Origin of the sequence: Ensifer sp. Root954 (assembly GCF_001429005.1) — a bacterium.
Classification (GTDB): Bacteria; Pseudomonadota; Alphaproteobacteria; order Rhizobiales; family Rhizobiaceae; genus Ensifer; species Ensifer adhaerens.
This window is the reverse complement of sequence record NZ_LMJM01000014.1, coordinates 1-26,060: the sequence shown is the minus strand read 5'-3', so window position 1 is coordinate 26,060 and position 26,060 is coordinate 1. Positions and strand designations below refer to the sequence as shown.

At 62.6% G+C, this 26,060-nt stretch carries 25 protein-coding genes; 13 read left to right on the top strand and 12 right to left on the bottom strand.

Annotated features, from left to right (window positions below; translation table 11 throughout):
* Position 1 precedes the first annotated feature (1 nt).
* Both ASE71_RS07435 and ASE71_RS07430 read left to right on the top strand, forming a co-directional pair.
* Positions 2–823 (top strand): glycosyltransferase family 2 protein, encoded by an 822-nt coding sequence (locus ASE71_RS07435; protein WP_034791294.1) that lies wholly within the window; start codon positions 2–4, stop codon positions 821–823.
* Positions 824–830: 7 nt separating this feature from the next.
* A complete protein-coding gene (locus ASE71_RS07430; RefSeq protein WP_060517419.1) occupies positions 831–1,853 on the top strand; it encodes a glycosyltransferase in 1,023 nt (340 codons plus the stop codon).
* 38 nt (positions 1,854–1,891) lie between these two features.
* On the opposite strand, the gene ASE71_RS07425 is transcribed toward ASE71_RS07430, so the two are convergent.
* Together ASE71_RS07425 and greA are read right to left on the bottom strand one after the other, a co-directional pair.
* Complete coding sequence (locus ASE71_RS07425; protein ID WP_060517133.1) at positions 1,892–2,950, bottom strand: glycosyltransferase family 4 protein; 1,059 nt, start codon at positions 2,948–2,950, stop codon at positions 1,892–1,894.
* Between the two features lie 87 nt (positions 2,951–3,037).
* A complete protein-coding gene (greA, locus tag ASE71_RS07420; RefSeq protein ID WP_034791305.1) occupies positions 3,038–3,514 on the bottom strand; it encodes a transcription elongation factor GreA in 477 nt (158 codons plus the stop codon).
* A gap of 293 nt (positions 3,515–3,807) precedes the next feature.
* On the opposite strand from greA, the gene ASE71_RS07415 reads away from it, so the two are divergent.
* A complete protein-coding gene (locus ASE71_RS07415) occupies positions 3,808–5,301 on the top strand; it encodes an MFS transporter (protein ID WP_060517135.1) in 1,494 nt (497 codons plus the stop codon).
* A 53-nt stretch (positions 5,302–5,354) separates the two neighbouring features.
* Here ASE71_RS07415 and ASE71_RS07410 read toward each other — a convergent pair whose 3' ends face one another.
* The 3 genes from ASE71_RS07410 to ASE71_RS07400 form a co-directional block, all read right to left on the bottom strand.
* A complete protein-coding gene (locus tag ASE71_RS07410; protein ID WP_089045927.1) occupies positions 5,355–5,630 on the bottom strand; it encodes a hypothetical protein in 276 nt (91 codons plus the stop codon).
* Between the two features lie 194 nt (positions 5,631–5,824).
* On the bottom strand, positions 5,825–9,316 hold the full coding sequence (carB, locus tag ASE71_RS07405) for a carbamoyl-phosphate synthase large subunit (RefSeq protein WP_034791307.1): 3,492 nt from the start codon (positions 9,314–9,316) through the stop codon (positions 5,825–5,827).
* 218 nt (positions 9,317–9,534) lie between these two features.
* Positions 9,535–10,563 carry a zinc-dependent alcohol dehydrogenase family protein gene (locus ASE71_RS07400; RefSeq protein ID WP_060517137.1) on the bottom strand — a complete coding sequence of 343 codons (1,029 nt, stop codon included), beginning with the start codon at positions 10,561–10,563 and terminating at the stop codon, positions 9,535–9,537.
* 263 nt (positions 10,564–10,826) lie between these two features.
* Here ASE71_RS07400 and ASE71_RS07395 point away from each other — a divergent pair, with 263 nt between their 5' ends.
* On the top strand, positions 10,827–11,765 hold the full coding sequence (locus ASE71_RS07395; RefSeq protein ID WP_034791344.1) for a neutral zinc metallopeptidase: 939 nt from the start codon (positions 10,827–10,829) through the stop codon (positions 11,763–11,765).
* Between the two features lie 61 nt (positions 11,766–11,826).
* Here the strand turns inward: ASE71_RS07395 and ASE71_RS07390 are convergent, their stop codons facing one another.
* Positions 11,827–12,819: an aldo/keto reductase gene (locus ASE71_RS07390; protein WP_034791351.1), complete on the bottom strand. Its 993-nt coding sequence runs from the start codon at positions 12,817–12,819 to the stop codon at positions 11,827–11,829.
* A gap of 121 nt (positions 12,820–12,940) precedes the next feature.
* Here ASE71_RS07390 and ASE71_RS07385 point away from each other — a divergent pair, with 121 nt between their 5' ends.
* The 3 genes from ASE71_RS07385 to ASE71_RS07375 all read left to right on the top strand — a co-directional run bounded on the left by ASE71_RS07385 (position 12,941) and on the right by ASE71_RS07375 (position 16,881).
* Positions 12,941–13,849 carry a LysR family transcriptional regulator gene (locus ASE71_RS07385; RefSeq protein WP_060517139.1) on the top strand — a complete coding sequence of 303 codons (909 nt, stop codon included), beginning with the start codon at positions 12,941–12,943 and terminating at the stop codon, positions 13,847–13,849.
* A 166-nt stretch (positions 13,850–14,015) separates the two neighbouring features.
* Positions 14,016–15,329: a TCR/Tet family MFS transporter gene (locus ASE71_RS07380; protein WP_060517141.1), complete on the top strand. Its 1,314-nt coding sequence runs from the start codon at positions 14,016–14,018 to the stop codon at positions 15,327–15,329.
* A 142-nt stretch (positions 15,330–15,471) separates the two neighbouring features.
* Positions 15,472–16,881 (top strand): MATE family efflux transporter, encoded by a 1,410-nt coding sequence (locus ASE71_RS07375; RefSeq protein WP_060517143.1) that lies wholly within the window; start codon positions 15,472–15,474, stop codon positions 16,879–16,881.
* 133 nt (positions 16,882–17,014) lie between these two features.
* On the opposite strand, the gene ASE71_RS37365 is transcribed toward ASE71_RS07375, so the two are convergent.
* Together ASE71_RS37365 and ASE71_RS37360 are read right to left on the bottom strand one after the other, a co-directional pair.
* On the bottom strand, positions 17,015–17,143 hold the full coding sequence (locus tag ASE71_RS37365; RefSeq protein ID WP_255380878.1) for a hypothetical protein: 129 nt from the start codon (positions 17,141–17,143) through the stop codon (positions 17,015–17,017).
* 11 nt (positions 17,144–17,154) lie between these two features.
* Positions 17,155–17,277, bottom strand: coding sequence for a hypothetical protein (locus tag ASE71_RS37360; RefSeq protein ID WP_255380879.1), 123 nt, complete (start codon positions 17,275–17,277; stop codon positions 17,155–17,157).
* Between the two features lie 226 nt (positions 17,278–17,503).
* On the opposite strand from ASE71_RS37360, the gene coaD reads away from it, so the two are divergent.
* The 5 genes from coaD (at position 17,504) to tgt (ending at position 21,425) form a co-directional block, all read left to right on the top strand.
* A complete protein-coding gene (gene coaD / locus ASE71_RS07370; protein ID WP_060517145.1) occupies positions 17,504–17,998 on the top strand; it encodes a pantetheine-phosphate adenylyltransferase in 495 nt (164 codons plus the stop codon).
* A 35-nt stretch (positions 17,999–18,033) separates the two neighbouring features.
* Positions 18,034–18,606, top strand: a complete 573-nt coding sequence (locus ASE71_RS07365) for a peptidylprolyl isomerase (RefSeq protein WP_034791360.1) — start codon at positions 18,034–18,036, stop codon at positions 18,604–18,606.
* A gap of 22 nt (positions 18,607–18,628) precedes the next feature.
* Entirely contained in the window at positions 18,629–19,138 is a 510-nt protein-coding gene (locus ASE71_RS07360; RefSeq protein ID WP_034791362.1) for a peptidylprolyl isomerase, read from the top strand.
* 73 nt (positions 19,139–19,211) lie between these two features.
* A complete protein-coding gene (queA, locus tag ASE71_RS07355; RefSeq protein ID WP_060517147.1) occupies positions 19,212–20,294 on the top strand; it encodes a tRNA preQ1(34) S-adenosylmethionine ribosyltransferase-isomerase QueA in 1,083 nt (360 codons plus the stop codon).
* Positions 20,295–21,425 (top strand): tRNA guanosine(34) transglycosylase Tgt, encoded by a 1,131-nt coding sequence (gene tgt, locus ASE71_RS07350; RefSeq protein WP_034791366.1) that lies wholly within the window; start codon positions 20,295–20,297, stop codon positions 21,423–21,425.
* 22 nt (positions 21,426–21,447) lie between these two features.
* On the opposite strand, the gene ASE71_RS07345 is transcribed toward tgt, so the two are convergent.
* From ASE71_RS07345 to ASE71_RS07335, 3 genes are all read right to left on the bottom strand, one after another.
* Positions 21,448–21,870 (bottom strand): DUF4864 domain-containing protein, encoded by a 423-nt coding sequence (locus ASE71_RS07345; protein WP_034791369.1) that lies wholly within the window; start codon positions 21,868–21,870, stop codon positions 21,448–21,450.
* A gap of 209 nt (positions 21,871–22,079) precedes the next feature.
* Positions 22,080–22,877 (bottom strand): SRPBCC family protein, encoded by a 798-nt coding sequence (locus tag ASE71_RS07340; RefSeq protein WP_060517149.1) that lies wholly within the window; start codon positions 22,875–22,877, stop codon positions 22,080–22,082.
* 11 nt (positions 22,878–22,888) lie between these two features.
* Entirely contained in the window at positions 22,889–23,509 is a 621-nt protein-coding gene (locus tag ASE71_RS07335; RefSeq protein WP_060517151.1) for a helix-turn-helix domain-containing protein, read from the bottom strand.
* Between the two features lie 299 nt (positions 23,510–23,808).
* On the opposite strand from ASE71_RS07335, the gene ASE71_RS07330 reads away from it, so the two are divergent.
* Complete coding sequence (locus tag ASE71_RS07330) at positions 23,809–24,279, top strand: hypothetical protein (RefSeq protein ID WP_060517153.1); 471 nt, start codon at positions 23,809–23,811, stop codon at positions 24,277–24,279.
* Positions 24,280–24,545: 266 nt separating this feature from the next.
* Here ASE71_RS07330 and ASE71_RS07325 read toward each other — a convergent pair whose 3' ends face one another.
* A complete protein-coding gene (locus ASE71_RS07325) occupies positions 24,546–25,919 on the bottom strand; it encodes an ISNCY family transposase (protein ID WP_060517155.1) in 1,374 nt (457 codons plus the stop codon).
* Positions 25,920–26,060 lie beyond the last annotated feature (141 nt).

Here is a 26,060-nt window from a genome sequence, read left to right as displayed (position 1 = left end):
CATGAACAAGCTTCCGCTGTCCGCCTTCATCATCTGCCAGAACGAAGAAGCCTATCTCGGCAACTGCATCGAGAGCCTCGAGCAGTGCTCAGAAATCGTCATCGTCGATTCCGGCTCGACCGACGGAACGGCAGCACTCGTACAGTCCTACATCGACAAGGGTTGGCCGATCCGTTTCCTGCATGAGCCGTGGCGGGGCTATGCCGGCCAGAAGCAGTTCGCGCTCGACCAATGCACGCAGCCCTGGTGCTTCAACATCGATTCCGATGAACGCCTGGACGAACCGCTGAAGGCACTGCTGCCCTCGCTGCTCGATGCGCCGCCGGAGACGGTCGGCTGGCGCGTCGCGCGCAGGCCCTACCTCATCGGCTACGGCTACACGCCGGAGCGGGCGCACGAGCGGCGAAACCTGCGGCTGATCCGCCAGGGCAGGGGACGATACGATCTCAATCAGAAAGTCCACGAGGGGATCGTGCCGGATGGCGCGGTCGGCGCCGCTGCCAAGGGCAGCCTGCTGCACTATCGGCCGCTGATCATCGACGAGCAGATCCTCAAGGAAAACAAGTATTCGACGCTCAAGGCCGATCAGCAGTTCGCCGCCGGTAAGTCGGCGCGCCCTTACAAAATGCTGTTCAGTCCGCCACTCTATTTCCTTAGGCTCTATTTCCGCAACGGTCTGTGGCGCTGCGGTTTTCCAGGCTTCATTGAGGCGATGACGGGAGCGGTGTACGCTTTCCTGACAGCCGCCAAGATCTATCAGAGGCACGCGCTCAAGCGGCACCCGAACCATGACGACATGGATCGGCGCGCCAGCAAGCGGTGAGGTTTTCATGAAAGTCATGCATTTTCACTTCGGCAAGGATGGCGGCGCTGAGCGTTTCTTCGTCCACCTGGTCAACGCGCTCGCCGAGCGTGGCGTCGAGCAGACCTCGGTCATCCGCCATGGTCGTATCTGGAAGAAGGACATCGAGGGTGCGACGCGCATCATCGAAAGCAACTTCCGCAACCTGTCGCTCGACCGGATCCTCCTGCCGATGAAGGTCAGCAGCATGGCACGCCGCGAAAAGCCGGATGCGCTGTTTGCCTGGATGCCGCGCGCCAGCCGCCTGATGCCCAACTACAAGGGCTGCATCAAGATCTCGCGTCTCGGCGACTATCCGCTGCGGCTCGACTATTTCCGCAACACCGATTGCCTCGTCTGCAACACGCCGGGCATTGCCGAGCATGTGCGCAAGATCGGCTGGAAGCGCGACGTCGAAGTCATCTCCAACTTCACCGGAACCGAGCGGGTCGCGCCCATCAGCCGCGCCACGCTCGACACGCCTGAGAACGTGCCTGTGGTCATGTCGATGGGGCGCTTCGTTCCGCGCAAGGGCTTCCACACGCTGATCCAGGCGATCGCCAAGGTGCCGGACGCCTATCTGTGGCTTGTCGGCGATGGCGAAGAACGTGCAAATTTGGAGAAACTGGCCGCCGACCTCGGCGTAGCAAAGCGCGTGCGTTTCGCCGGCTGGCAGAAGGACACGCGGCCTTTCCTTGCCGCTTCCGACATCTTCGTGATGGCGTCGAGCCACGAGCCGCTCGGCAACGTAATCCTCGAATCCTGGGCGCAAGGGACACCGGTTGTTTCCAGCCGTTCGGAAGGGCCGCAATGGTTCATGCGCGATGGCGAAAACGGCTTGATGGTCGATATCGGTGACGCCGACGGCTTTGCCCAGGCAATCGACCGCATCGCGGGCGATACGTCGCTCGGTGAACGGCTTGCCGAACGTGGGCACGAGACCCTGATGAACCAGTTCTCGAAGCAGGCGATTACCGACGCCTATCTGAAGCTCTTCGCTTCGAAGCGCTGAGAGAGTCTAGTGCGAGGCTGCCACGCGGTGGCAGCCTGTCAGGGACGCATCAGGCGTTCATAGACCGCGTTGATCGCGCGGGCCTCGCCCTCTATCGCAAAGGATGCGCGGGTCAGCCCCAGACCGTTCGCGCCAGCCAAGGTCCGGCGATGATCATCGTCCATAAAGCCAGCCGTTGCCTCGACCATGGCCTGTAGATCGTTGGCGGCGATCACGGCGCCGGTTTCCTGCTCTCCGACGACGACCAGTTCCGAAAACGCGCCGACGTCGGTTGCGATAACGGGCACGCCTGTCGCCATCGCTTCGAGCGGCGTCAGCCCGAAACCTTCCCAGCGCTGCGGCGCGATGAAGAGATCGAGCCCACGATACCAGTCCGGAATGTTGGTGTGTTCGCCAACGAAACGGATGCGGTCGGTGAGCCCGGCCTTTGCGACCCGCCCTTTCAATTCGTTCTCGAAGGCGACGTGCGGGCCGGTGGCGCGACCGGCGACGATGGCACTCCAGCCGGGCCGGCACGGCAGAAGCGCAATCATGCTGTCGACGAAGAGATCCGTGCCCTTCTGCTTACGCACCCGCCCGAAGCAGCCGACGTATTTTTGGTTGGGGTCGAGCCCGAGCGCAGCTTTGGCTGCCGCTGTGTCAACCGGCGGCTGGAAGCGCTTGGTATCTATGCCGTGCAGGATCACCGTGTTCGGCACTTGCAGATAGGCGGCGGTCTTGCCGCTGGTCGCGATTACCGCGTCCATGCGCGAAATCAGAAACTTGCTCCAGCCGGTGTGGCGGCGCTGCGATGCGGAGGTGAAGACGATCCTCAGCTTCATGCCGAGAAGGTCGCGCAGCACGATCGCCGGCAGCATTTCGACATTGCGGCGCGCATGCCAGACCCGGCAGGGCCGTCCGTCCGGTGCGCTCCACAGGCGCAATAGATCGCGGAAGCGGATCGAGGGCAGGGTGTCAGGCAAGCCCGGGCCAAGCACGGCGATCTTTTCGCCGAGCGCGCGCTGGATCGGAATTAACTGGATGATGGTGGACGTCACGCCCGAGAGGCGACGCTTGAAATTGGGAGCGATGACCTCGACGTTCCGGATATCGGCCACGAAAGCGCACTCCTTGCGCGAGCAACGATCGTCTTTTGAAAAGGAGAAACGGGGCGAAGGCAGGCTTCGCCCCTTGGCTAGGGCTGATTAGCCCCAGTTGACGGCGAGAATTTCGTAGGCCTTGGAACCGCCAGGCGCGTTCACTTCGATGGAATCGCCGACTTCCTTGCCGATGAGCGCGCGCGCGATCGGCGACGAGATCGAAATGCGGCCAGCCTTCACGTCGGCTTCCTGGTCGCCAACGATCTGGTAGGTCTTTTCTTCTTCAGTGTCTTCGTCGACGAGTTTGACCTTGGCGCCGAACTTGATCTTGGAGCCGGACATCTTCGAGAGATCAATGACTTCCGCGCGGGCGATCAAGTCTTCGAGCTCGGTGATCCGGCCCTCGTTGTGGCTCTGCGCTTCCTTGGCAGCGTGGTACTCGGCATTTTCCGACAGGTCGCCATGTGCACGGGCTTCGGCAATCGCCTCGATGATTCGCGGTCGTTCTTCCTGCTGGCGCCAGCGCAGCTCCTCCTGCAGGTTGACGAATCCGCCCTGTGTCATCGGCACTTTTTCGACCATTTCAATGTCCTTCATCAAGCACGAGGCGCCGCCCTTAGGGCGGCGCCAACGCAAAAGAAAACGGTCTCCGGCGCGTAAACGCCGGAACCGTCCGAAACTTCGAACCTTGGTTATAGCAGAAACGGAAGCGCGAAAGCCAGATATTTCGCCATCATCCACCGAACCCTGAAAGGCCACTGCAACTTGTGGGGGAAGCGATGGGGTGGCAAGCTACGCAGAAAGCGCTTTACCTCAGCCGTGGTTGAGGTCGTAACAAAGGTGTTCCGAAGAGATAGCAGCGAGGAACGTTGGGCATGGTTCTGGCGAGGGACGAAACCAAGGCAGGCGGGGGCAATACCGCACTTCAGGAGGACGGCCGCTGGAGCGAACTGTTGCGGCCGGACTATCTGGCGACGACGGCTGCCCTTTGCCTCGGGGTCGCGTTGTTCGCATTCAACGAGTTTTTCGTAGCGACCGCGCTGCCCACAGCCGTCGAAGAGATCGGCGGCGCGACGCTGTTGTCCTGGGCCGTCACGCTCTATCTCGTCTTTGCCATTCTCGGCGGCGCTGTTGCCGCCACGCTCAAGTCAAGGTTCGGCGCACGCGGGACGCTGATTACGGCCGCGCTCATCTTTGTCGTCGGCACCCTCATCGCGACCGCCGCCGGCAGCATGCCGCAGGTCCTCGCCGGTCGCGTGTTTCAGGGATTCGGCGAGGGGATCATTGCCGCGGTCTGCTACGCGCTGATTCCCGAACTCTTCCCGCCGCGCCTGGTCCCAAAGGTATTCGGAGCCGAGGCCATCGTCTGGGCAACGGCGGCCTTTGGCGGGCCACTCGTGTCCGGATTCCTGACGGAACACTGGTCATGGCGGGTGGCTTTCGCCGTCAACGTTCCCGCAACCGTCATCTTCGTTGCGCTCGTTCTGCTGATCGTACCGGCACGCAAGGTGCTATCGACCGACACGCCTCGTCCAATCCCGCTGCTGCGGCTGACCGTCGTCGGTTCCGGCATATTGCTGATATCGGTCTCAAATACGGCGAGCAGCGTCCCATTGATGGCGGCGGCGCTGGCGACGGCGCTGACCATCCTCTGGGCGGCCGTCGCAACCGACCGTCGGGCGGAGCATCCGATCCTGCCCGCGGGCGCCTTTCAGCTCACAAAACCGCTCGGCACCGGACTTTGGGTCGTGCTGCTGATGCCCCTCGCTCAGGCGTCCGGCTCGGTGTACCTCATTTATGGCCTGCAACATGTCTGGAATTTCAGCCCCACGGCCGCCGGTTTTTCCGCGGCATTGATGGCGATCTCCTGGAGTGTGACCGCTATCGCCGTCGCAAGCCTGCACTCGCACGCTCTGCGCGTGAAGCTCATCCCTGCGGGACCTGCGCTTCTCAGCCTCGGGCTCGCTGGTCTGATGATCGCCTTCGCGATCGACGATTACCGGCTGGTCTTCCCGAGCCAGATCGCGGTCGGGGCCGGGTTCGGCATGTCCTGGGGCACGCTCAGCCAGCTTATGATGGACGTCTCCTTGCGAGGAGAGCGGGACAAGACCTCAGCGTTTCTGCCGACGTTGCAGTCGGCCGGTTATGCGATCGGCGCGGCGATCTGCGGGCTGACGGCCAATCTTCGCGGTTTCGACGAGAAGGCGAACGTTGCCACGATGCACGCCGCCTTGTTCACGGTTTTCGTCGTCGCGTTCCTGATCTCCACGGCTTCTCTGTATCTGGGCGTCAGAACCGTGCGGCTCGCAGCGAGCCACGCGCGTCGTGATCGGGGCAGAACTGCTGCCGAGGCCCTGGCGGCAGACTAACAGTGTGATCAAGCGCAGGATGGATGTTCCTGCGCTTTGCTCGTTGCGCTGCTTCAGGCTGCAGCGTAGAGAGAGGCGCCGACCTGGCGGCGGGCAAGCAGAGCCCGCTGTTCGGCGCCGCGGCCGATGGAGGGCACGATTGTTGCCAGCAGCCTGCGGTTGCTGGAACGGACCTGGACCTTCAGCGAACCATAATCGGCATCGCGGCCGATCTTGTCTGCGATCCGCTGGCCGTAATAGAGGGCCGATCCCTCGTCGAAATGGCTGATACCGTCTTCATCGACGAAGTGCTCGTCGCCCCACAGCAAATCAAAGAAATAGAGTTGCACGATCTTGCCCCATGTCGCGCCCACCGGCGAAGCCGCCGATCTCTCAGTGCGCAGAGTCATAGAAACATGTGCGGGGGGAATGCAGGCTGAACCGGTCGTTCATACGGCGTTCAGCGGAGGAGCGGGCTGTTGAAGCGCATCACTTCCTCGGGGATGGCGGCGGCGCGCGAGGGTTTCGCGCGCCGCGGTCTTTCTTAGGCCTTGAAGTAGCTCTGCAGCGGGCGCACTTCGAGGCTGCCTGCCTTCAGAGCCTTGATTGCGTGCGCAGCCGCTTCAGCACCGGACATGGTGGTGTAGTAGGGCACCTTTTGCATCAGCGTGGCGCGGCGCAGCGACTTGGAGTCCGAGATCGCCTTGTTGCCGTCCGTCGTGTTGATGACGAGTTGAACGTGACGGTTGCGGATCGCATCCTCGACGTGCGGACGACCTTCCTGAACCTTGTTGATCTTGGTGGCGGCAATGCCGTGTTCACCGAGGAATCGAGCCGTGCCGCTGGTCGCCATGACCTTGAAGCCGATGTCGACGAGGATGCGGATTGCCGGCAACACCCGGGTCTTGTCCTCGTCGCGCACCGAAACGAACACTGTTCCATCGCGCGGCAGGTCGACGCCGGCGCCGAGCTGCGACTTGGCAAAGGCCAGTGCATAGTCGGTGTCGAGACCGATGACTTCACCGGTCGAGCGCATTTCCGGGCCAAGCAGCGTATCGACGCCGGGGAAACGTGCGAACGGGAAGACTGCTTCCTTGACCGCGATGTGCTTGAGGTTGCGCGGATCCGGCTTTTCGCCATAGGCGGCGATCGCGACATCGAGCGCTTCGCCGGTCATGACGCGGGCCGCGATCTTCGCGATCGGTGCACCGATCGTCTTGGCGACGAAGGGTACGGTGCGCGAAGCGCGCGGGTTGACTTCGAGCACGTAGATCGTGCCGTCCTTGATCGCGAACTGCACGTTCATCAGGCCGCCGACATTGAGCGCCTTGGCAAGGGCTGCCGTCTGGCGTTCGAGTTCGTCGACCATGTCCTTGTCGAGCGTGTGCACCGGCAGCGAGCAGGCGCTGTCGCCCGAGTGGATGCCGGCTTCCTCGATGTGCTCCATGATGCCCGAGACGAAGACATCCTTGCCGTCGCACAGGCAGTCGACGTCGACTTCCGTCGCGTTGGTCAGGTAGCTGTCGAACAGCAGCGGGTTCTTGCCGAGCAGCGTGTTGATCTGGCCGGTCTTGTCGTTCGGATAGCGCTGCTTGATGTCCTCAGGAACGAGGCCCGGAACCGTGTCGAGCAGGTAACTCTGCAGCATGCTTTCCGAATGGATGATCTGCATGGCGCGGCCGCCGAGAACGTAGGACGGGCGCACGACCAGCGGGAAGCCGATTTCGGCAGCGACGAGGCGGGCCTGCTCGACCGAGTAGGCAATGCCATTGTTCGGCTGGTTGAGGTCGAGCTTCATCAGAAGCTTCTGGAAGCGGTCGCGGTCTTCGGCCAGGTCGATCGCGTCAGGTGCCGTGCCGAGGATCGGGATGCCGTTCTTTTCGAGCGCTTCGGCGAGCTTCAGCGGTGTCTGGCCACCGAACTGGACGATGACGCCGACGAGTTCGCCCTTTTCCTGCTCGGCGCGCATGATCTCAATCACATCTTCTGCCGTCAGCGGCTCGAAGTAGAGGCGGTCGGAGGTGTCGTAGTCGGTCGAGACCGTTTCCGGGTTGCAGTTGATCATGATCGCTTCGTAGCCGGCATCCTTCAGCGCGAAGGCGGCGTGGCAGCAGCAATAGTCGAACTCGATGCCCTGACCGATGCGGTTCGGACCGCCGCCGAGAATGACGACCTTCTTGCGGTCGGAGACTTCTGCTTCCGAGCGGGCGGCACCGACGAAAGGCGTTTCGTAGGTCGAGTACATGTAGGCGGTCGGCGAGGCGAATTCGGCAGCGCAGGTGTCGATGCGCTTGTAGACCGGGCGGACATTAAGCGCATTGCGCAGTTCCGCGACTTCCTTCGGGCGCTTGCCGCCGAGCGTTGCGAGGCGGGCGTCGGAGAAGCCCATCGCCTTCAGCATGCGCAGGTTCTCGGCATCGGCAGGCAGGCCGTGCTCGCGGATGCGTGCTTCCATGTCGACGATCGCCTTGAACTGGGCGATGAACCACGGGTCGATCTTGCTCGCCTCGTGAACCTCGGCTTCGCTCATGCCAAATCGCAGCGCCTGCGCAACCATGCGCAGTCGGTCCGGCGTCGGCGTGCCGATCGCCGCACGAATGGCGTTACGGCCATCGCCGTTCTCGTCCATGTCGGGGATTTCGATTTCGTCGAGGCCGGTAAGGCCGGTCTCGAGGCCGCGCAGCGCCTTCTGCAGCGATTCGGCAAAGGTACGGCCGATCGCCATGACTTCGCCGACCGACTTCATGGCGGTGGTCAGAACCGGCGAGGCGCCCGGGAACTTTTCAAAGGCGAAGCGCGGGATCTTGGTGACGACGTAGTCGATCGACGGTTCGAACGAGGCCGGGGTCGCGCCGCCGGTGATGTCGTTGTCGAGTTCGTCGAGGGTGTAGCCGATCGCAAGCTTCGCCGCGATCTTGGCGATCGGGAAGCCGGTCGCCTTGGAGGCGAGGGCCGACGAGCGCGATACGCGCGGGTTCATTTCGATGACGACGAGACGGCCGTCCTTCGGATTGACGGCGAACTGCACGTTCGAGCCGCCGGTCTCGACGCCGATCTCGCGCAGAACCGCGATCGAGGCGTTGCGCATGATCTGATATTCTTTATCGGTCAGCGTCAGCGCCGGCGCAACGGTGATCGAATCACCGGTGTGCACGCCCATGGGGTCGATGTTTTCGATCGAGCAGATGATGATGCAGTTGTCCGCCGTGTCGCGGACCACTTCCATCTCGTACTCCTTCCAGCCGAGCACCGATTCTTCGATCAGCACTTCGGTGGTCGGCGACGCATCGAGACCGCTGCCGACGATGTCGAAGAATTCCGTGCGGTTATAAGCAATGCCGCCGCCGGTACCGCCGAGCGTGAAGGACGGACGGATGATGGCGGGCAGGCCAACATCGTCAAGCGCCTGCGCGGCAATCGCCATCGCGTGGTTCATGTAGCGCTGCTTGCGGTCGCCTTCGCCAAGGTTCCACTGGTTCTCGAGGTCATCGAGCGCCTTGTCGAGCTCGGCGCCGGAAAGCCGGCTCTTCAGTTCGGCGCGCTCGGCCTCGTGCGTCTTGCGGTCATGGTCCTTGATGTCGGTGGCATTCGCCAGCCGCGACTTCGGCGTTTCGAGGCCGATCTTCGCCATGGCTTCGCGGAAGAGGGCGCGGTCTTCGGCCTTGTCGATGGCGTCCGGCTTGGCGCCGATCATCTCGACATTGTAGCGGTCGAGAACGCCCATGCGGCGCAGCGAGAGCGCCGTGTTGAGCGCGGTCTGGCCGCCCATGGTCGGCAGCAGCGCGTCCGGGCGCTCCTTGGCGATGATCTTGGCGACGACTTCCGGGGTGATCGGCTCGACATAGGTTGCGTCCGCCAGACCCGGATCGGTCATGATCGTCGCCGGGTTGGAGTTGACGAGGATGACGCGGTAGCCTTCCTCCTTCAGCGCCTTACAGGCCTGGGTGCCGGAATAGTCGAATTCGCAAGCCTGACCGATGACGATCGGCCCCGCGCCGATGATAAGAATGGACTTGATATCTTGGCGCTTCGGCATGGTCGATCATCCGTTTCTAGCTGCGCGAAAAACCGGCCGAGGTGGGAGGTCACCGGCCGGGCACGCATTGATGGGTCTTTTCAGGCTAGAAGCGGCTTATAGGCAAATGTTTCTGCAAGCGAAACCCCGAAAATTCCGGAATCGACAGGAACCAGCCATATTTGCGCACCTCCGGCCATGCAGCGCGCTTCGCGCGCGGCGAAACAGCGCCGGGAATGTCAGGGGCGGCCGGGGATGACGAGAACCTTGACCTCTCCGGCCGCCGGCGGATGCGCAATGACGTCGGCTGCTTCGCCGAGCGTCACTTGCCGCGAAATCAGCTTGTCGATCTCGATGGCGCCTGAGGCGACGAGGTCTGCTGCACGGCGGTGGACGAAGGGGTTGATGAAGGATCCGAGCACCCGCAGTTCGCGAAAGAGAATGTCGAACGGTTCGATTTCCACGGTCTCGCCCTTCGGCATGACGCCGAGGATCACGACGGTGCCACCGGACCTGGCAAGGCGAGTCGACTGCATGACGGTTTCGGCAACGCCGGCGCATTCGATGACGACATCGACCCCGCCGGGAACGAGCCCGGTGTCACCGGCGATCTGTTCGATGATATCGGTAGAGGAAGGATCGACCGTCGCCGTTGCGCCGACCTCTTCGGCAAGACGGCGCTTTGCCGCCTGTCGTGTGGAAAGAATGACCGTCGTTGCGCCGGCGAGGCGGACGAGCTGCACGACCAGTAGACCGATCACACCGCCGCCAAGGACGACGACGGAGGAGCCGGCGCGGATGCCCGCCATATCCACGCCATGCAGGCAGCAGGCGAGCGGCTCGCAGAAGGCGCCATGAACGGGGTCGAGGCTCAGTGGTATGTCATGGGCCTGCTTGCGGGGCATAACCACGTACTCGGCAAAACCACCGTCACGATGGATGCCGATCGCCCGGAGATTGCGGCAGAGATTGATGCGCCCGGCGGTACATTGCGGACAGGTACCGCAAGCGACGTTGGGGTCGCCGGTGATTCTCGCGCCGATTGCGATATCGGAGACCCTGCTTCCCACCGCCTCGACGATGCCGCAGAATTCGTGGCCGAGCGTCACCGGCGGGGTGGAGGGGAATTCGCCGTGCAGCAGATGCCGGTCCGTGCCGCAGATGCCGCAGGCTTCGACCCGCACCAGCAGATCGTCCGGGCCGGGTAGGGGCTTTGGCACTTCTGCGACCCGCAGCTGACCGATACCTTCGAGCCGCAATGCCTTCATCGCCCTGCCTCCTCGTCCTGTCCGCATGGGCATAGGAGCCGCAAAGCAGGTTTGCGTCAAGGCGAGCGCGGCTGTTCAAGAGAGGGCGGCCGGTCGGGCCGGCGGCCCGGCTGCCGGCAGCGCCTTGGCGAAGTGTCCGCCTTGTCAAAAAGATTGGTGAGATCGCGAACTTACGGGGCGCGATTGCGTTTTACAACGACGTTAGGGCCGTCTTATAAAAGAGCAGACCGACAACGCCTTTCAGAGGCCGGGGAGGACAGATCATGGAATGGAAGGGCCGCCGCCAATCCGACAATATCGAAGACCAGCGCGGCGCGAGCCCCGGTGGCGGCAACCCGTTTGGGCGGGGGGGCGGTTTCCGCATGCCAGGCGGTGGCGGCGGCATGCGGCGCGCCGGAGGCGGTATGAGCTTCGGTACGATTATCTTCCTCGTCGTGCTCTATTTCATCCTCAAGGCCATGGGCATCGACATGCTGCAGGTGCTGGAAGGCGGCGGCGGCCAGGTGCAGATGCCGGGCTTCGAGCAGAGCGATGGTTCGCCGGCACCGCGCGGATCCGCTCAGGAAGAGGAAATGAAGCAGTTCATGGCGACGGTGCTCGCCGAGACTGAAGACACCTGGAACGGCATCTTCCAGGCAAACGGCCAGCAGTATGAAGAGCCGAAGATGGTGCTCTTCCGTGGCCAGGTGCGTTCTGCCTGCGGCTTTGCTTCGGCTGCCTCCGGGCCGTTCTATTGCCCGGGCGACCGCAAGGTCTATCTCGACATGAGCTTCTTCGACGAACTCGCGCAGAAGTTCGATGCGGCCGGCGATTTCGCCCAGGCCTATGTCGTCGCGCATGAGGTCGGCCATCATGTCCAGAACCTGATCGGCGTTCTGCCGAAGTTCAACCAGATGCGCCAATCGATGAGCGAGACCGAAGCCAACCAGATGTCGGTGCGCGTCGAACTGCAGGCCGATTGCTTCGCCGGTGTCTGGGGCAAGTATACCCAGCAGAAGGGCCTGCTCGAACAGGGCGACCTTGAAGAGGCGCTGAACGCGGCCACCCAGATCGGCGATGATACGCTGCAGAAGCGCATGCAGGGCTATGTCGTTCCCGAGAGCTTCAATCACGGGACCTCCGAGCAGCGCATGCGCTGGTTCAAGCGCGGCTTCGACAGCGGCAAGATGACGGCCTGTGATACTTTCTCGGGCGCGGCCTGATTTCTTTGAACCAGAATCATTCGAAAGGGCCGGCTTGTCTGCCGGCCCTTTCGTTTGTGGCTTAGCGCTCGCTATCCATGTGGGCGAGCTGGGCTTCTGGATACCGCGCGCCGGCTGCCGCATTCTTCGGCACTGACTGTTCGATCACCGCCAGATCGTCTGCGCTGAGATGGACGTCGCGCGACGACAGGGCCTCTGCCAGTCGATCGCGCCGCCGCGCGCCGACGAGCGGCACGATGTCCTTGCCCTTGGCCGCAACCCAAGCGATCGCGATCTGTGCCACCGACACGCCCTTGCCTTCGGCGATTCGTCTCAAAGCCTCGACGAGGGCGAGGTTTCGATCGATGTTGCCTTCCTGAAACCGCGGGCTCATGGCGCGGAAATCGCCCTTGCCTGCCGCGCCTTTCTGCCAATGGCCGCTGATCAGCCCGCGTGAAAGGACGCCGTAGGCGGTGATGCCGATACCGAGTTCGCGGCAGGTCGGCAGGATTTCATCCTCGATGCCTCGCGAAATCAGCGAATACTCGATCTGCAGGTCGACGATCGGATGCACGGCCGCCGCACGCCGGATGGTTTCTGATCCGACTTCCGAGAGGCCGACATGCCTGACGTAACCCGCCTTCACCAGATCGGCGATTGCGCCAATGGTGTCCTCGATCGGCACATCCGGGTCGAGCCGGGCGGGACGATAGATGTCGATATGGTCGACGCCGAGCCTCTGCAGCGTGTAGGCGAGAAAATTGCGAACGGCCTTGGGCCGGCAATCGTAGCCCAACCAGTTGCCGGCGGCATCGCGCAGGGCGCCGAACTTCACGCTCAGCAGCGCCCTGTCGCGCCTTCCGCCCTTCAACGCTTCGCCGATCAGCATCTCGTTGTGACCCATGCCGTAGAAATCGCCGGTGTCGAGCAGCGTGATGCCGGCTTCCAGCGCTGCATGGATCGTGGCGATGCTTTCGGCCCGGTCCGCAGGGCCGTACATGCCGGACATGCCCATGCAACCGAGGCCGAGCGCCGAAACCGAGGGACCGGACTTTCCGAGTGAAACGTAATCCATCTTCGTTCTCCTTCGACAAGGCCGAAAACCAGCCGGCCGTTTGCTCGGTCTCCTGTTTACTTCGTCCGATACCGTGCGATAATCCGATCTCAATCGAACGACTTGTACGAAATTCCGCACAATGGACGACTTGCCGCTTGCTGATCTCGATGCCTTCACCGTAGTGGCCGCGGCGCGGAGCTTCCGCGCGGCTGCGAAGAAGCGCGGCGTTTCCGCGTCGGCGCTGAGCGAGGCGCTCCGCCGCCTTGAAGCGAAGCTGCAGGTGCGCCTGCTCAACCGCACGACCCGCAGCGTCACCCTGACGGAGGCGGGCACGCGGCTGCTCGATCGGCTGACGCCGGCCCTCGGCGAGATCGCCGGTGCGCTCGATCAGGTCAACGAGATGCGCGACAGTCCGGCGGGAACGCTAAAACTGAACGTTCCGACCATCGTCGCGCGCGAAATTCTACCACCGATCATCGGCCGGTTCTTGCGCGAGCACCCGGCAATTTCCCTGGAGGTGACGGCGGAGGACGGTTTCGTCGATGTCCTCGCTGCCGGTTTCGATGCGGGCGTCCGCTACGAGGAACGCGTCGAGCGCGACATGATCGCGATCCCGATCGGGCCGAGCCGCCAGCGTTATGTCACAGCCGCGGCGCCGGATTATCTCGAAAGGCGCGGCGTGCCCGGCCATCCGCGCGACCTGCTTGAACACGCCTGCATTCGCCACCGCTTCGCCAGCGGCTTCTCGCTTCCCTGGGAGTTCGGCGAGGGCGAGGCGGCGCTGACGATCGCGCCGCCAGCCGTCGTCACCGCCAACACGATCGATCTCGAACTCGGGGCGGCCATCGACGGCCTTGGCGTGATCCGGACCTTCGAGGAATTCATCGCGCCCGCGGTCGCCGCAGGGCGTCTGGTGCTCATCCTTGAGGCGTGGACGACGAGCTTCTCCGGTCCGCTTCTCTATTATGCAAGCCGCAAGCATATGCCGGCGGCGTTGCGTGCCTTCGTGGACTTCCTGAAGCGCGAACAGCGGCGGGACCACCGCTGAGGCATGGGCTGTAAGCGGCCCGACCTATCAACCATTGCGATAGTCCCATCAGAAAATTTGGGACGTTCACGGATTGTTTCGTGCGAAATGATCCGTTACACCTAAATTGGTAGCGTTGTTCACGTTCTGTCTCTTTTCCCGGGGCAGGCCGCCGGGGAGGGATCGCATGCGCGACGAGAAATTTGTGCGACGCGGCCTGTTCCTCGTCTTCCTCATCCTGTTTCTCGATATCATCGGCATCGCAATCATCGTGCCGGTGCTGCCGGCCTATCTCGAGGAATTGACCGGCGCCAATGTCAGCGAGGCGGCGATCGATGGTGGATGGCTGCTGCTCGTCTATGCGGCGATGCAGTTTCTCTTTGCGCCGCTGATCGGCAATCTCAGCGATCGATTCGGCCGCCGCCCGGTGCTGCTCGCATCCGTCTTCACCTTCGCGCTCGACAACCTGATCTGCGCGCTCGCCACCAGCTACTGGATGCTGTTCATCGGTCGTGTACTCGCCGGCGTCAGCGGCGCCAGCTTCGGCACGGCATCGGCCTACATCGCCGACATCAGTCATGACGGGAACCGAGCCAAGAATTTCGGGCTGATCGGCATTGCCTTTGGTACCGGCTTCGCGCTCGGGCCGGTGCTTGGCGGTCTGCTTGGCGAACTCGGCCCGCGGGTCCCGTTCTACGGCGCGGCAGCGCTGTCCTTCGTCAACTTTATCCTTGGCGTATTCCTGCTACCCGAGACGCTCGACAGCGCCAACCGCCGCCGGTTCGAGTGGAAACGCGCCAACCCGCTCGGCGCCCTCAAGCAGATGCGCAATTACCCCGGCATCGGCTGGGTGGGGCTGGTGTTCTTTCTCTTTTGGCTTGCCCATTCGGTCTATCCGGCCGTCTGGTCCTTCGTTTCCAGCTACCGCTACGGCTGGAGCGAGGGGCAGATCGGACTTTCGCTCGGGATCTTCGGTATCGGCGGTGCCTTCGTCATGGCCGTCATCCTGCCGCGCGTGGTGCCGCGGCTTGGGGAGTGGCGCACGGCCGTGCTCGGCCTGACCTTCACCACGCTCGGAGCCATCGGCTATGCCGGCGCCTGGCAGGGGTGGATGATCTATGCGGTGATCATCGCGACCGCGCTCGAAAGCCTCGCCGATCCGCCGCTGCGCAGTATCGCCGCGGCCCACGTGCCGTCGTCGGCACAAGGCGAGCTTCAGGGCGCGCTGACCAGCATCGGCAGCATCACCACGATCATCGGTCCGTTGATCTTCACCCAGGCCTTCGGTTATTTCACCAGCCCTGCCGCGCCCGTCGCCTTTGCCGGCGCGCCCTATGCACTCGCCAGTTGCTTCCTCGTCGGCGCGCTTATCGTGTTCTTCCTGAAGATACCGAGAAGCAGGGCGGTCGGACCGCAAGGCGCAGAGAATGTCGGGCCGGCCGACGCCGTAGCGCCGGACGAGCCAGAGGCGATGGAGCGGCCACGATTGCACGGAAATTGATCAATTTTCGTGATCTATCGATGAAACTTTGAGCAACCTCGCCCTTGCGGCTGGCTCTTTGCCCGACGGTATTCTATTTCCGGATTCCTCCCCCCGATCTTCGGTTGCGGCCCGGAGCCGCATTGACTGCCAGGAATCTGCCATGCTGACCGCGAATGCGAGCCCGATACCGTTGACGACCGACAATTCCTGGCGGACGCACTATCGCGCGAGCTTCTATCTGGGCGTGCCGTTCATCGGTGCGCAGCTTGCGCAGCTCGCGATCAACACGACGGACGTCCTGATGGTCGGTAAGCTCGGCGCCACCGAGCTCGCGGCGATCATCCTCGCGACCCAGATGTATTTCACCGTCTATGTTTTCGGCAACGGATTTGCCAATGCGGTGGTGCCGATGGCAGCACAGGCCGTCGGCCGTGGCGACAAGGTTTCGGTGCGCCGCTCGGTGCGCATGGGCATGTGGGTGGTGATGCTCTACGGCCTGTTGACCGCGCCGATCCTCTGGATGGCCGAGCCGATCCTGCTATTTGCCGGCCAGCAGCCCAAGGTCGCAGCCCTTGCAGGAGAATATGTCCGCATCGCGCAATGGGCGATCTTCCCCGGCCTCATCTTCATGGTGCTGAGGGCCTTCCTAAGTGGCCTGGAGAGGGCAGGGATCATTCTCTATGTCACACTGGCGACGCTCGTGCTCAATGCTGCGCTCTGCTACGTGCTGATCTTCGGCCACTTCGGCTTCCCGAAACTCGGCATCTTCGGTGCGGCGGTCGCAGCGCTTGGCGTTGCCGTGCTCGGCGCGGCGTTGACGATCGGCTATATCAAGAGCAAGCCGGAGCTCAACCAGTACGAACTCTTCGTCCGCTTCTGGCGGCCCGACTGGGTCGCCTTCCGCGAAGTCGTTTTTCTCGGAATTCCGATTTCGCTGACGATCCTTGCGGAGGTCAGCCTGTTCACCGTCGCCTCGCTGCTGATGGGCACGATCGGCACGGTCGAGCTTGCAGCGCACGGCATCGCGCTGCAATTCGCCTCGATGGCCTTCATGATCCCGCTCGGGCTTGCGCAGGCCGCCACGGTGCGGGTCGGGCTTGCCTATGGCCGCGGTGATCTCCTGGGCGTTCGGCGCGCGGCGATCGCTTCGCTGGTGCTCGGCGCCGGCTTTGCCATTGTCGGCAGCGCCATCTTCGCATTCTTCCCCAGCCAACTGGCTGCCCTTTATCTCGACACAGCCCGTCCGGACGCTGCGGCGGTGCTTGCCTTCGCGGCTCCGCTCATTGTGATTGCCGGTGCGTTTCAGCTCGTCGATGGCATGCAGGCGATCGCCGCCGGCATGCTGCGCGGCCTGAAGGACACCAAGGTCCCGATGCTGCTGGCGATGGTTTCTTATTGGCCGATCGGCTTCGTCTGCGCCTGGCTCTTTGCCTTTCCCTTCAATTTCGGCGGGATCGGCGTGTGGTTCGGCTTCGTCCTCGGGCTTGCAGCCGCCGCGGTGCTGTTGAACTGGCGCTTCTTCCGGATGCTCGGCGAGATCACGGCGAAGGCTGCCGCCAAGCGCGCCTGACTTGGGGCGAAGAAGAGCAAAGAAAAAGCCGGACGGGCAGGGGATGCCGTCCGGCTTACAATGGCGGTCGCCTCAGGGGAAGGGAACGACGGCCGCTTACTACCACGCTTCGTTTTACGAAGCTTTGGAACTGCTAGACGTTGAAGCCGTCGAGCCGTTCCGAACCCTGGCGATCGCGCTGGAGGTCGCGTATCGTGCGGGCAAAGTCGATCAAGAATACGAGACTGATGACCGCTGCCGCGATCATGAATAGGGTGGCCATAGTGCCCTCCATCAACGGAAGATTTTCTGGGTCGCGTAGCGCTCGCGCCGGTCACGGGACTCGTTGCGCAGTCCATGTATCGTCGCAAAGATCATCGCGAAAAACATCGCCATCGAAAACAGAGCAAGTCCCATAGCCGTAATCCTTTCGCATCCTAAACGGCAGTACGTTCAAAAAAGTTCCGTTGTTACTGGCACTACACTTAACGTCTTTGCTGTGAAGCACCGTTGAACATGGCATTCATCTAGCATTCATTCTTTCTGTCCCGCTGTTTCCCAGGGAACAGGGTCAACCGCCGTACAACTCTTGCGATCTGTCGCCGTCCGTGACAAAAGGCTTCACCAAACGGAAACAGGTGCGATGACCACGGCATTTTATCCCGGCTCCTTCGATCCGATGACGAACGGGCATCTCGATGTGCTCGTGCAGGCGCTGAACGTGGCGGCGAAAGTCATCGTCGCGATCGGCATCCACCCCGGCAAAGCACCACTCTTCTCCTTCGACGAACGCGCCGAGCTCATCCGCCGCTCGCTCCAGGAATTTCTGCCGGACAGGGCAGGCGACATCGATGTCGTTTCCTTCGACAATCTGGTCGTCGATGCGGCGCGGGAGCGCGGCGCAAAGCTGCTTGTGCGCGGCCTTCGCGATGGCACCGACCTCGACTACGAGATGCAGATGGCCGGGATGAACCGGCAGATGGCGCCGGATATCCAGACCTTGTTCTTGCCGGCGGGCACGGCATCACGGCCCATTACGGCCACATTGGTCCGCCAGATCGCGGCCATGGGCGGCGACGTCAGTGCCTTCGTGCCCAAGTCCGTCTACGAAGCACTGCAGGCCAAACGCCGTACCTGACGGGCGGCCCCAAATTCACCACGCAGGGAGAAACCATGAAAATCCTCCACCTCGCATTTGCCGGCGCCATCGCGCTTGCCTCCTTCACGGGCACGGCGCTTGCGCAAGCGGCCGACAACTTCATCACCATCACGCTCAAGGATGGTCCGGTCGTCGTCGAACTCAGGCCTGACATCGCGCCGAAGCATGTCGAGCAGATCAAGGCGCTGGCCGCGGCCGGTGAATACGACAACGTCGCTTTCCACCGCGTGATCAAGGGCTTCATGGCCCAGACCGGCGACGTGCAGTATGGCGACATGGAAAACGGCTACCAGCCGCAGGCTGCCGGCACCGGCGGTTCGTCGCGTCCGGACGTCCCGGCAGAGTTCTCCGACGTCCCGTTTGAACGCGGCACGGTCGGCATGGCCCGCTCGCAGGACCCGAACAGCGCGAATTCGCAGTTCTTCATCATGTTCGCCCCGGGCGACTTCCTCAACGGCCAGTACACGGTCGTCGGCAAGGTCGTCTCCGGCATGGAGAATGTCGACAAGATCAAGCTCGGCGACGACGCCAACAACGGCTCCGTCACCGATCCCGACCGCATGATCAGCGTCAAGGTCGGCAAGTAAAATCAACAGAAGGAGAAAACCCATGGCCGAGATCAAGGATCCGGAAAACACGATCATCCTGGAGACCACCAAGGGCAAAGTCGTCATCGAGCTTCTGCCCGACGTCGCTCCGGGGCATGTCGCCCGCATCAAGGAACTGGCCCGCGAAGGCGCCTATGACGGCGTGGTATTCCACCGCGTGATCGAGGACTTCATGGCCCAGACCGGCGACGTGCAGTACGGCAAGACCGGCGGCGAGCACTTCAACCCGGCCCGCGCCGGCATGGGCGGCTCCTCAAAGCCGGACCTGAAGGCCGAATTCTCGAACGTCAGCCACGTTCGCGGCACGTGCTCGATGGCCCGTAGCCAGATGCCGAACTCGGCCAACTCGCAGTTCTTCATCTGCTTCACCGACGCGCCGTGGCTCAACAAGCAGTACTCTGTCTGGGGCCAGGTCATCGAAGGCATGGACAACATCGACAAGATCAAGCGCGGCGAGCCGGTGCGCGATCCCGATACGATCGTCACGATGCGGGTTGCCGCAGACGCCTGATTTGCGCTAATGCACGAACCCGCCCCGGTCGCCAACTGCGCCGGGGCGGGTTTGCTTTTGTCTGAAGATAACAATGCGCGTAGACCTGTTCGACTTCGACCTCCCGGAAACTTCGATTGCGCTTCGGCCCGCAAGCCCGCGCGACAGCGCCCGTATGCTCGTGGTGCGCCCCGATGGCGCCGACGTTCTTGCGGACAGGGGCGTGCTCGACCTGCCGTCGTTCCTGAGGGAAGGCGACGCGCTTGTCTTCAACGACACCAAGGTGATCCCGGCGCAGCTCGAAGGCATCCGCCGCCGCGGCGAGGAGATCGCGACGCAAGTTTCGCTGACGCTGCATATGCGGGTCGCACCCGACCGCTGGAAGGCTTTCGCCCGCCCGGCACGACGCCTCAAGGTCGACGACCGCATTGCCTTCGGCCACGGTGGCTCAAGCTGCTTTCTTGGAACGCTCGACGCGACCGTCGAGGAAAAGGGCGATGCCGGCGAAGTGACGCTGCGCTTTGATCTCTCGGGTCCCTCGCTTGACGAGGCGATCATGGCGGTCGGCCACATTCCCTTGCCGCCTTACATCGCCTCCAAGCGCGCCGAGGATGCGCAGGACCGCGCCGACTACCAGACCATGTATGCCCGAGAGGAGGGCGCCGTTGCGGCGCCGACCGCCGGTCTGCATTTCACCGACCGTCTTTTCGCCAAGCTCGACGAGGCCGGCATCGAGCGCCACTTCGTGACGCTGCATGTGGGTGCGGGCACGTTCCTGCCGGTCAAGGCTGATGATACCGACGACCACGTGATGCACCAGGAGATCGGTCACGTCGATGCCCGGACCGCCGAGAGGCTGAACGCCGTCAAGACGAGGGGCGGGCGCATCGTCTGCGTCGGCACGACCTCGCTGCGGTTGATCGAAAGCGCCACCTCGGAAGACGGCACGGTCAAGTCCTGGTCCGGTCCGACGGGTATCTTCATCACGCCCGGCTACCGCTTCCGCGCGGTGGACATGCTGATGACCAATTTCCATCTGCCGAAATCAACGCTGTTCATGCTGGTTTCGGCCTTCAGCGGCCTGGACACGATGCGCGCGGCCTACGCGCACGCGATCGAAACTGGCTACCGCTTCTACTCCTATGGCGACGCCAGCCTGCTTTTCCGGAAAGACTAAATGACCGAGACCTTCCAGTTCAAGCTACACAAGACCGACGGCAAGGCCCGTCGCGGCGAAGTGTCCATGCCGCGCGGCACGATCCGCACGCCGGCCTTCATGCCCGTCGGTACCGTCGGCACGGTCAAGGCGATGTATCTCGACCAGGTCAAGGATCTTGGCGCCGACATCATTCTCGGCAATACCTACCACCTGATGCTGCGCCCAGGCGCCGAACGCGTCGCGCGGCTCGGCGGTCTGCATGGCCTGATCCGCTGGCAGGGCCCGATCCTGACGGATTCGGGCGGCTTCCAGGTCATGTCGCTGGCGGGCCTTCGCAAGCTCGACGAGCAGGGCGTCACCTTCAAGAGCCACGTCGATGGTGCGCTCTTCCATATGTCGCCGGAGCGCTCGATCGAGATTCAAGGCTTGCTCGACAGCGACATCCAGATGCAGCTCGACGAATGCGTGGCGCTGCCGGCCGAGCCAAAGGAAATCGAGCGCGCGATGGAAATGTCGCTGCGTTGGGCCGAGCGCTGCAAGGTTGCCTTCGGCGACCAGCCGGGCAAGGCGATGTTCGGCATCGTGCAGGGCGGCGATATCCCGAAGCTGCGCGAACGCTCGGCTGAAGCGCTGAAGGGCCTCGATCTCAAGGGCTATGCGGTGGGCGGTCTCGCCGTCGGCGAGCCGCAGGAGGTAATGCTGCGCATGCTCGACATTACCTGCCCGATCATGCCGGTGGACAAGCCCCGTTACCTGATGGGCGTCGGTACGCCAGACGACATCCTGCGGTCGGTCGCCGAGGGCATCGACATGTTCGACTGCGTGATGCCGACCCGCTCGGGACGCCACGGCCTCGCGTTCACGCGCCACGGCCGCATCAACCTGCGCAATGCCCGTCACGCCGAAGACATGCGCCCGCTCGACGAGCAATCCTCTTGCCCTGCGACGCGCGACTATTCGCGTGCCTATCTGCACCATCTGATCCGCTCGAACGAATCGCTCGGCGGCATGCTGCTCAGCTGGAACAATCTGGCCTACTATCAGGAACTGATGGCCGGAATTCGCCTGGCGATCGAAGAAGGTCGCTTCGCTGACTTCATGGCCGAAACGCAGGAAACCTGGCGGCGAGGGGACCTTCCCCCGGTTTGATGGCCGCCAGCGGACCGGTGTCTCAGATGGCCGGTCCCGACGCCGACTGCAAAATCATCACGCCGTTGATCTTGTAGCTGCCATCCGGCTGTTTCACGAGTTCGTAAACTGCGGTCCAGTCCTTGCCGTCTGGCGCCGAGATCAGAACTTCCTGCAGCACCTGGTCGCCAACCACCTTCGATCGACCAAAAGCAAAGTTGCCAGGCCGGTAGACGGGCTGGTAGCCGCGCTTCACCATCTCGAAGAAGCTTGCCTTGTCGGGAAACTTGCTGCGGATCGCGGGTGAAGCGAAGGAGTAGGCGGTCTCGGCATCATCCTGCAGAAAGGCAGTGATCTGTTCCCGTATGATCGTTCGCGCCGTATCGACGGGTTCCTCCGCACAAGCGGCAGTCGCGGCTGCCAGTTGTGCCACCATACCGAGGGCAATCGCAAAGCTCCTGAACATCGTCGATCTCCATAGCCGCAATGAATGACCATAGGACAGTCGCGGCTTTTGGAAACAGGAGCTTTGGTGGCAGCTTCAGGTAGTTGCTCAGATCTGTCTATGCAGATCGTGTTAATTCAATATGTTGTGTGGTGATGTGAAAGTCATGTATTAGATATCATAAGTTGGTGATGTCCGCGTAATAGCGTGCTCAGACTGGCGGCGGCGATCTAGTTGAACGTTGTCGCCATCCATTCCTGCCATTTCGGCTCGCTGTCTTTCACGCGCGCCTTGGCACCGTCTCCATAGTGATAGAGCGCGATGCTGGCATTGGTGCCTTCGCCGGTCGAATAGCTTCCGATGAGCGCGATGCCGGCGCCGGGTTCCTTCAGGCGCAGCAGCAGATAGCGTTGCTTGGTGTCCTGCTGCACCCGTTCGACGATGCCGGCAAGGCGTTCGGGCCGTGGTGGCGTGCTGCGCTCCTCGCCGACATTGGCGCCGAGAAGTCCCAGCGCTTCGGTCAGGCGTTCCCAGACTCTTGCCTGCGGTTCCCCGGTTGAAACCATGGCGAAGCTGCTGACCGCCTTCTCGCCGGCGAAATGTGCGAGATAGATCTTCAGGATCTCGAAGAACGCCGGCCATCCGCCCTCGAAGCCTTCCAACTGGTCGTCCCAGTCGTCGTTCGCTGTGAACAGCGAATGCACCATGCGCAGCACGCAACGATCGCCGGAACGCGCCGTGACGGTGATTTCGGTTGCGACCGGCGGCGCGCCCTCGCTCCACTCGCGTTCCACATAGGCAAAGCGGGCAGGCGGCTCCCAATGCGTCACTTCGCCGGTCGAGCTGCCGTTCGGACCGAAGTCGAAGGCGATCTTGCCCCCGACCCGCTCATCGATTTCCGTCTTTGTGAACCAGGCATTGTTGCCGCTGCCGGTTGCGATCGCCTGCCAGACCTCTTCGGGCGAGCCGGGCACGATCAGTTCCATTTCAACCCAGCGCTTTCCGCTGCCATCCTTCTTGATCGGCATGGGTTATCCTTTCAGGAGTTGGTGTCGTCGGGTTCGCCCTTGGCTGCGCTCTCGTCGCTCGGCCCAGGGTAGGAGGCGATGATGAGCCGGTGCGGCCGGGCGTCCGGCGCGCCTTCATCGTGGTAGCGCGCGGCGAGCGCGCTCACCGCCTGGGCGAGATCGGCGGTAAAGGCGGCGCGCTCCGCAGGCGAACGAAAGTTGATCACGGTGTCGATCGACAGCGTCGCCAGGCGCTTGTCCTGCGTGCGGGCGCTGCGCAGCAGTCCGCCGACCTCACGGACCATGCGGGCCGCCAGTGCGACCAGATAGCTCGCAGACAGGCGATCGCTGCTCCGCCCGGGGTCGGCAGCAATCGGCCCCAGCGCCGCCGGCGAAACTACATAGGACGTGGCGGTTGCGACCATCAGGCGCTCGGTCAACCCGCCCCAGCGGCGTTGCTCTGCCGGTTCTATCAGTTTGTGCTCTTCGAGCGCACGCAGATGGTAGTTGACCTTCTGGCGCGTCAGCCCCACCCGCACAGCCAGCGCGGCAGCCGATGCCGGCGCGGCAAGTTCCGCCAGCAAGCGGGCCTTGATCGGCTCCAGGGCAAGTGCGGCGGCGGCCGGCGCGTCTATGACATCGAGATCGAGCATGGTGCAATCATCGCCTTGACAGATTTTTTTGTCAAGGCGATGATTGCACCTAATGCGGGTAGGGGAATGCCGAGTGCCCGCTGGCATGCGCGACCTCAGCTATGCGGAGCCTTCCAACCATTCAGGCTCGCCCAATGGAGCCAGCCATGCGGAAAGGCGCTGAGCCGGGTTAGGTTCCCGGTTGAGCTTCTCCACGCGACGCGACGCTAACGTTTGCCGACCGCTTGGCAGGTCGTCGTTTTTCTCTGAATGTCACCACCCAAGGTAGCGGGAGGCAATGTATCGATGGAAGCGCGCCGATGAATACCGGAACGATCGAGATTTACCGCCCACGTGATGTTTCCACCCTGGGCGACTGGAACATCGGCGGTCTCAAGCTCAAAGCCTATGGCCTTGCCGCCGATGGCAGACACATCGATGACGCGATGGTTACGCTGGCTCAGTCATTCGTCCGACAGGACGTCATTCCGTGCGTGGCGGCTGGGGGCGATAGCAATGGCCTCGGCTTTGTCATCGTCCATCCCGGCAGCCTCGGCATCTCCATCTCGGCTCACTGGTGGATACAAGGTTCGGTTCTGTGTCAGCGCAACTATCGGAAGCTCTATACGGCTTCTGAGCCGATGGATGCTGCAAGGAGACCGGCCATTGCCTGTGTTTGGGAATTGGCGCTGATCAACGCCGAGCAGGAAGCCTGGCGAAAGACGATGATGAAAGACAAACCTGATCCATTGGCCTACATGCAAGAGCGTGCCGCGTTTGGGACGGCTTGAGCGCCAGGGGTGTGCCGCAAGTGACGAGGGCGCGCTTTGCGCAAACGTTGGAGAGAGGGTCGCATGTCATCCTTGAACCCGCCCGACCACATATGTGGCAGCCAAGTTGAACTGTCCGCTTTGGCGCAAAGTTAAAATGTCACTTTGGGCTGCCCTACGGCACGACGACCAGCCCCGATCTGACCGGCTGATCCGGTTGCAAGATCAGATCGGGGTGGGTGGTGGCCACCTCTTCGGCTTTAGCTTTGAGATGTTGCGATGACGGATCATTCCGCAGCATCAAGTCGGGAAAGGGCCTTCTCACGTCGCGCGATCACCACCGGATCGTTCGTGAAGTCCGTCCGCTTGCCCGGCTTGCGGCCACGCGGTTTGTAGCCATTCTTGTCGCTGTTCGTCTTCACGGCCGGCTGCGTCTGCTGGTCCTGACGTTCCTTGATGTAAGCCAGGACATCGGAAAGCCGCTTGTTCTCGGTGATCGCCGCATGCGTCACCCGCTGGTCCTTGTCGAACACCCTGTAGGACAGGGAATGGCCTTTCCACCGCACATCCAATCGGCCATCCGCATAGGCATAGGTTTCGACATAGCGACCAGCCAAACCGCGCGTCACCTCGGTCTCCTCGAGCATGATCCGCTGGCGCTCAAACGAAAACGTCAGTTGCGCTCCGACATAGCGCTGCTCGCGTTTGCACAGGATCTCGGCCAGCCGATCCGGTGCAAGGTTCATCGGCCGGTGCAGGTCATCGGGTCGGGCAGGGACAATGGCAAACCGCGCGTTGTAGTGCTCTATGAAGCCAGGCAAAAATGCATTGCCAGCCTCCATGTCGTCGATACCCGCCAGCCTTAATTCCTTGACCAAGCGATCTTGCAGCGTCCGGTTCATCCGTTCGACGCGACCTTTGGCCTGACTGGAGTTTGCGCAAAGAATCTCGATGTTTAACTCGCAAAGCGCTCGCCCGAACTGCGTCATGCCCTGGCCACCCTTGGCATCCTTCTTCGCCACCCGGAACACCGAATGCTTGTCGGAGTAAAAGGCGACCGGTGCCCCGTGATGCTTGAGATACAGCGCCAGCGCTTCAAAGTAGGTGAAGGCGCTTTCCGAACGCACAAACCGCACCTGCATCAACTTGCCCGTCGCATCATCGACGAACACCAGCAGCGAGCATGACGGCCCACGATCCTCAAACCAGCGATGCTCCGACCCGTCGATCTGCACCAGCTCGCCATAGGCCTCGCGTCGCAAGCGTGGCTGATGAAACGTCCGCCGCTGCTTGCGCGACAGCCAGAGGCCGTCGTCCGACATCCATTGGCGCAGCGTCTCGCGCGATACCGTCAGTCCATCGCGTTCGGCTAGCTTCTCGGCCGCCAACGTCGGTCCGAAGTCCGCATAGCGTTCGCGAACGAGCGTCACCGCATAATCCCGAACACCGTCGCTGATCCGGTTGTTCGAGGGTCGGCCGATCGCCTTATGCCGGATTGAAGCCGCGCCGCCAGTGTTGATCCGCTCCAGCAGACGACGGACCTGACGGGTGCTCAGTTCAAGCACGCGCGCCGCCGACGCCAACGTCATGCGTCCGGCGATCACTTTCGACAAAACCTCAATCCGTTGCAGATCGCGTTCGCTCATCGCAATCAATCCCATCCGCAATCTCCCAGGTCATCAAAACCCGGGGAGAGTGACATTCCAACTTTGCAGGATCAGGACACTTTAACTTTGCGGTGTGAGTTCACGCCGAACTGCGACTTGCGCGTGCAACGCTAACCGACACGCCGCATTTGCGCG

Excerpts from the sequence above, each read along its gene's own strand:
- ASE71_RS07365 (WP_034791360.1), top strand. The coding sequence starts at position 18,034 with ATGAAAATCCTCCACCTCGCATTTGCCGGCGCCATCGCGCTTGCCTCC.
- ASE71_RS07330 (WP_060517153.1), top strand. The coding sequence starts at position 23,809 with ATGAATACCGGAACGATCGAGATTTACCGCCCACGTGATGTTTCCACC.
- ASE71_RS07435 (WP_034791294.1), top strand. The coding sequence starts at position 2 with ATGAACAAGCTTCCGCTGTCCGCCTTCATCATCTGCCAGAACGAAGAA.
- carB (WP_034791307.1), bottom strand. The coding sequence starts at position 9,316 with ATGCCGAAGCGCCAAGATATCAAGTCCATTCTTATCATCGGCGCGGGG.
- tgt (WP_034791366.1), top strand. The coding sequence starts at position 20,295 with ATGACCGAGACCTTCCAGTTCAAGCTACACAAGACCGACGGCAAGGCC.
- ASE71_RS07395 (WP_034791344.1), top strand. The coding sequence starts at position 10,827 with ATGGAATGGAAGGGCCGCCGCCAATCCGACAATATCGAAGACCAGCGC.
- ASE71_RS07390 (WP_034791351.1), bottom strand. The coding sequence starts at position 12,819 with ATGGATTACGTTTCACTCGGAAAGTCCGGTCCCTCGGTTTCGGCGCTC.
- ASE71_RS07340 (WP_060517149.1), bottom strand. The coding sequence starts at position 22,877 with ATGCCGATCAAGAAGGATGGCAGCGGAAAGCGCTGGGTTGAAATGGAA.
- ASE71_RS07400 (WP_060517137.1), bottom strand. The coding sequence starts at position 10,563 with ATGAAGGCATTGCGGCTCGAAGGTATCGGTCAGCTGCGGGTCGCAGAA.
- ASE71_RS07335 (WP_060517151.1), bottom strand. The coding sequence starts at position 23,509 with ATGCTCGATCTCGATGTCATAGACGCGCCGGCCGCCGCCGCACTTGCC.
- ASE71_RS07430 (WP_060517419.1), top strand. The coding sequence starts at position 831 with ATGAAAGTCATGCATTTTCACTTCGGCAAGGATGGCGGCGCTGAGCGT.
- ASE71_RS07360 (WP_034791362.1), top strand. The coding sequence starts at position 18,629 with ATGGCCGAGATCAAGGATCCGGAAAACACGATCATCCTGGAGACCACC.
- ASE71_RS07325 (WP_060517155.1), bottom strand. The coding sequence starts at position 25,919 with ATGGGATTGATTGCGATGAGCGAACGCGATCTGCAACGGATTGAGGTT.
- ASE71_RS37365 (WP_255380878.1), bottom strand. The coding sequence starts at position 17,143 with ATGGCCACCCTATTCATGATCGCGGCAGCGGTCATCAGTCTCGTATTC.
- coaD (WP_060517145.1), top strand. The coding sequence starts at position 17,504 with ATGACCACGGCATTTTATCCCGGCTCCTTCGATCCGATGACGAACGGG.
- ASE71_RS07345 (WP_034791369.1), bottom strand. The coding sequence starts at position 21,870 with ATGTTCAGGAGCTTTGCGATTGCCCTCGGTATGGTGGCACAACTGGCA.
- ASE71_RS07385 (WP_060517139.1), top strand. The coding sequence starts at position 12,941 with ATGGACGACTTGCCGCTTGCTGATCTCGATGCCTTCACCGTAGTGGCC.
- greA (WP_034791305.1), bottom strand. The coding sequence starts at position 3,514 with ATGGTCGAAAAAGTGCCGATGACACAGGGCGGATTCGTCAACCTGCAG.
- ASE71_RS07415 (WP_060517135.1), top strand. The coding sequence starts at position 3,808 with ATGGTTCTGGCGAGGGACGAAACCAAGGCAGGCGGGGGCAATACCGCA.
- queA (WP_060517147.1), top strand. The coding sequence starts at position 19,212 with ATGCGCGTAGACCTGTTCGACTTCGACCTCCCGGAAACTTCGATTGCG.
- ASE71_RS37360 (WP_255380879.1), bottom strand. The coding sequence starts at position 17,277 with ATGGGACTTGCTCTGTTTTCGATGGCGATGTTTTTCGCGATGATCTTT.
- ASE71_RS07380 (WP_060517141.1), top strand. The coding sequence starts at position 14,016 with ATGCGCGACGAGAAATTTGTGCGACGCGGCCTGTTCCTCGTCTTCCTC.
- ASE71_RS07375 (WP_060517143.1), top strand. The coding sequence starts at position 15,472 with ATGCTGACCGCGAATGCGAGCCCGATACCGTTGACGACCGACAATTCC.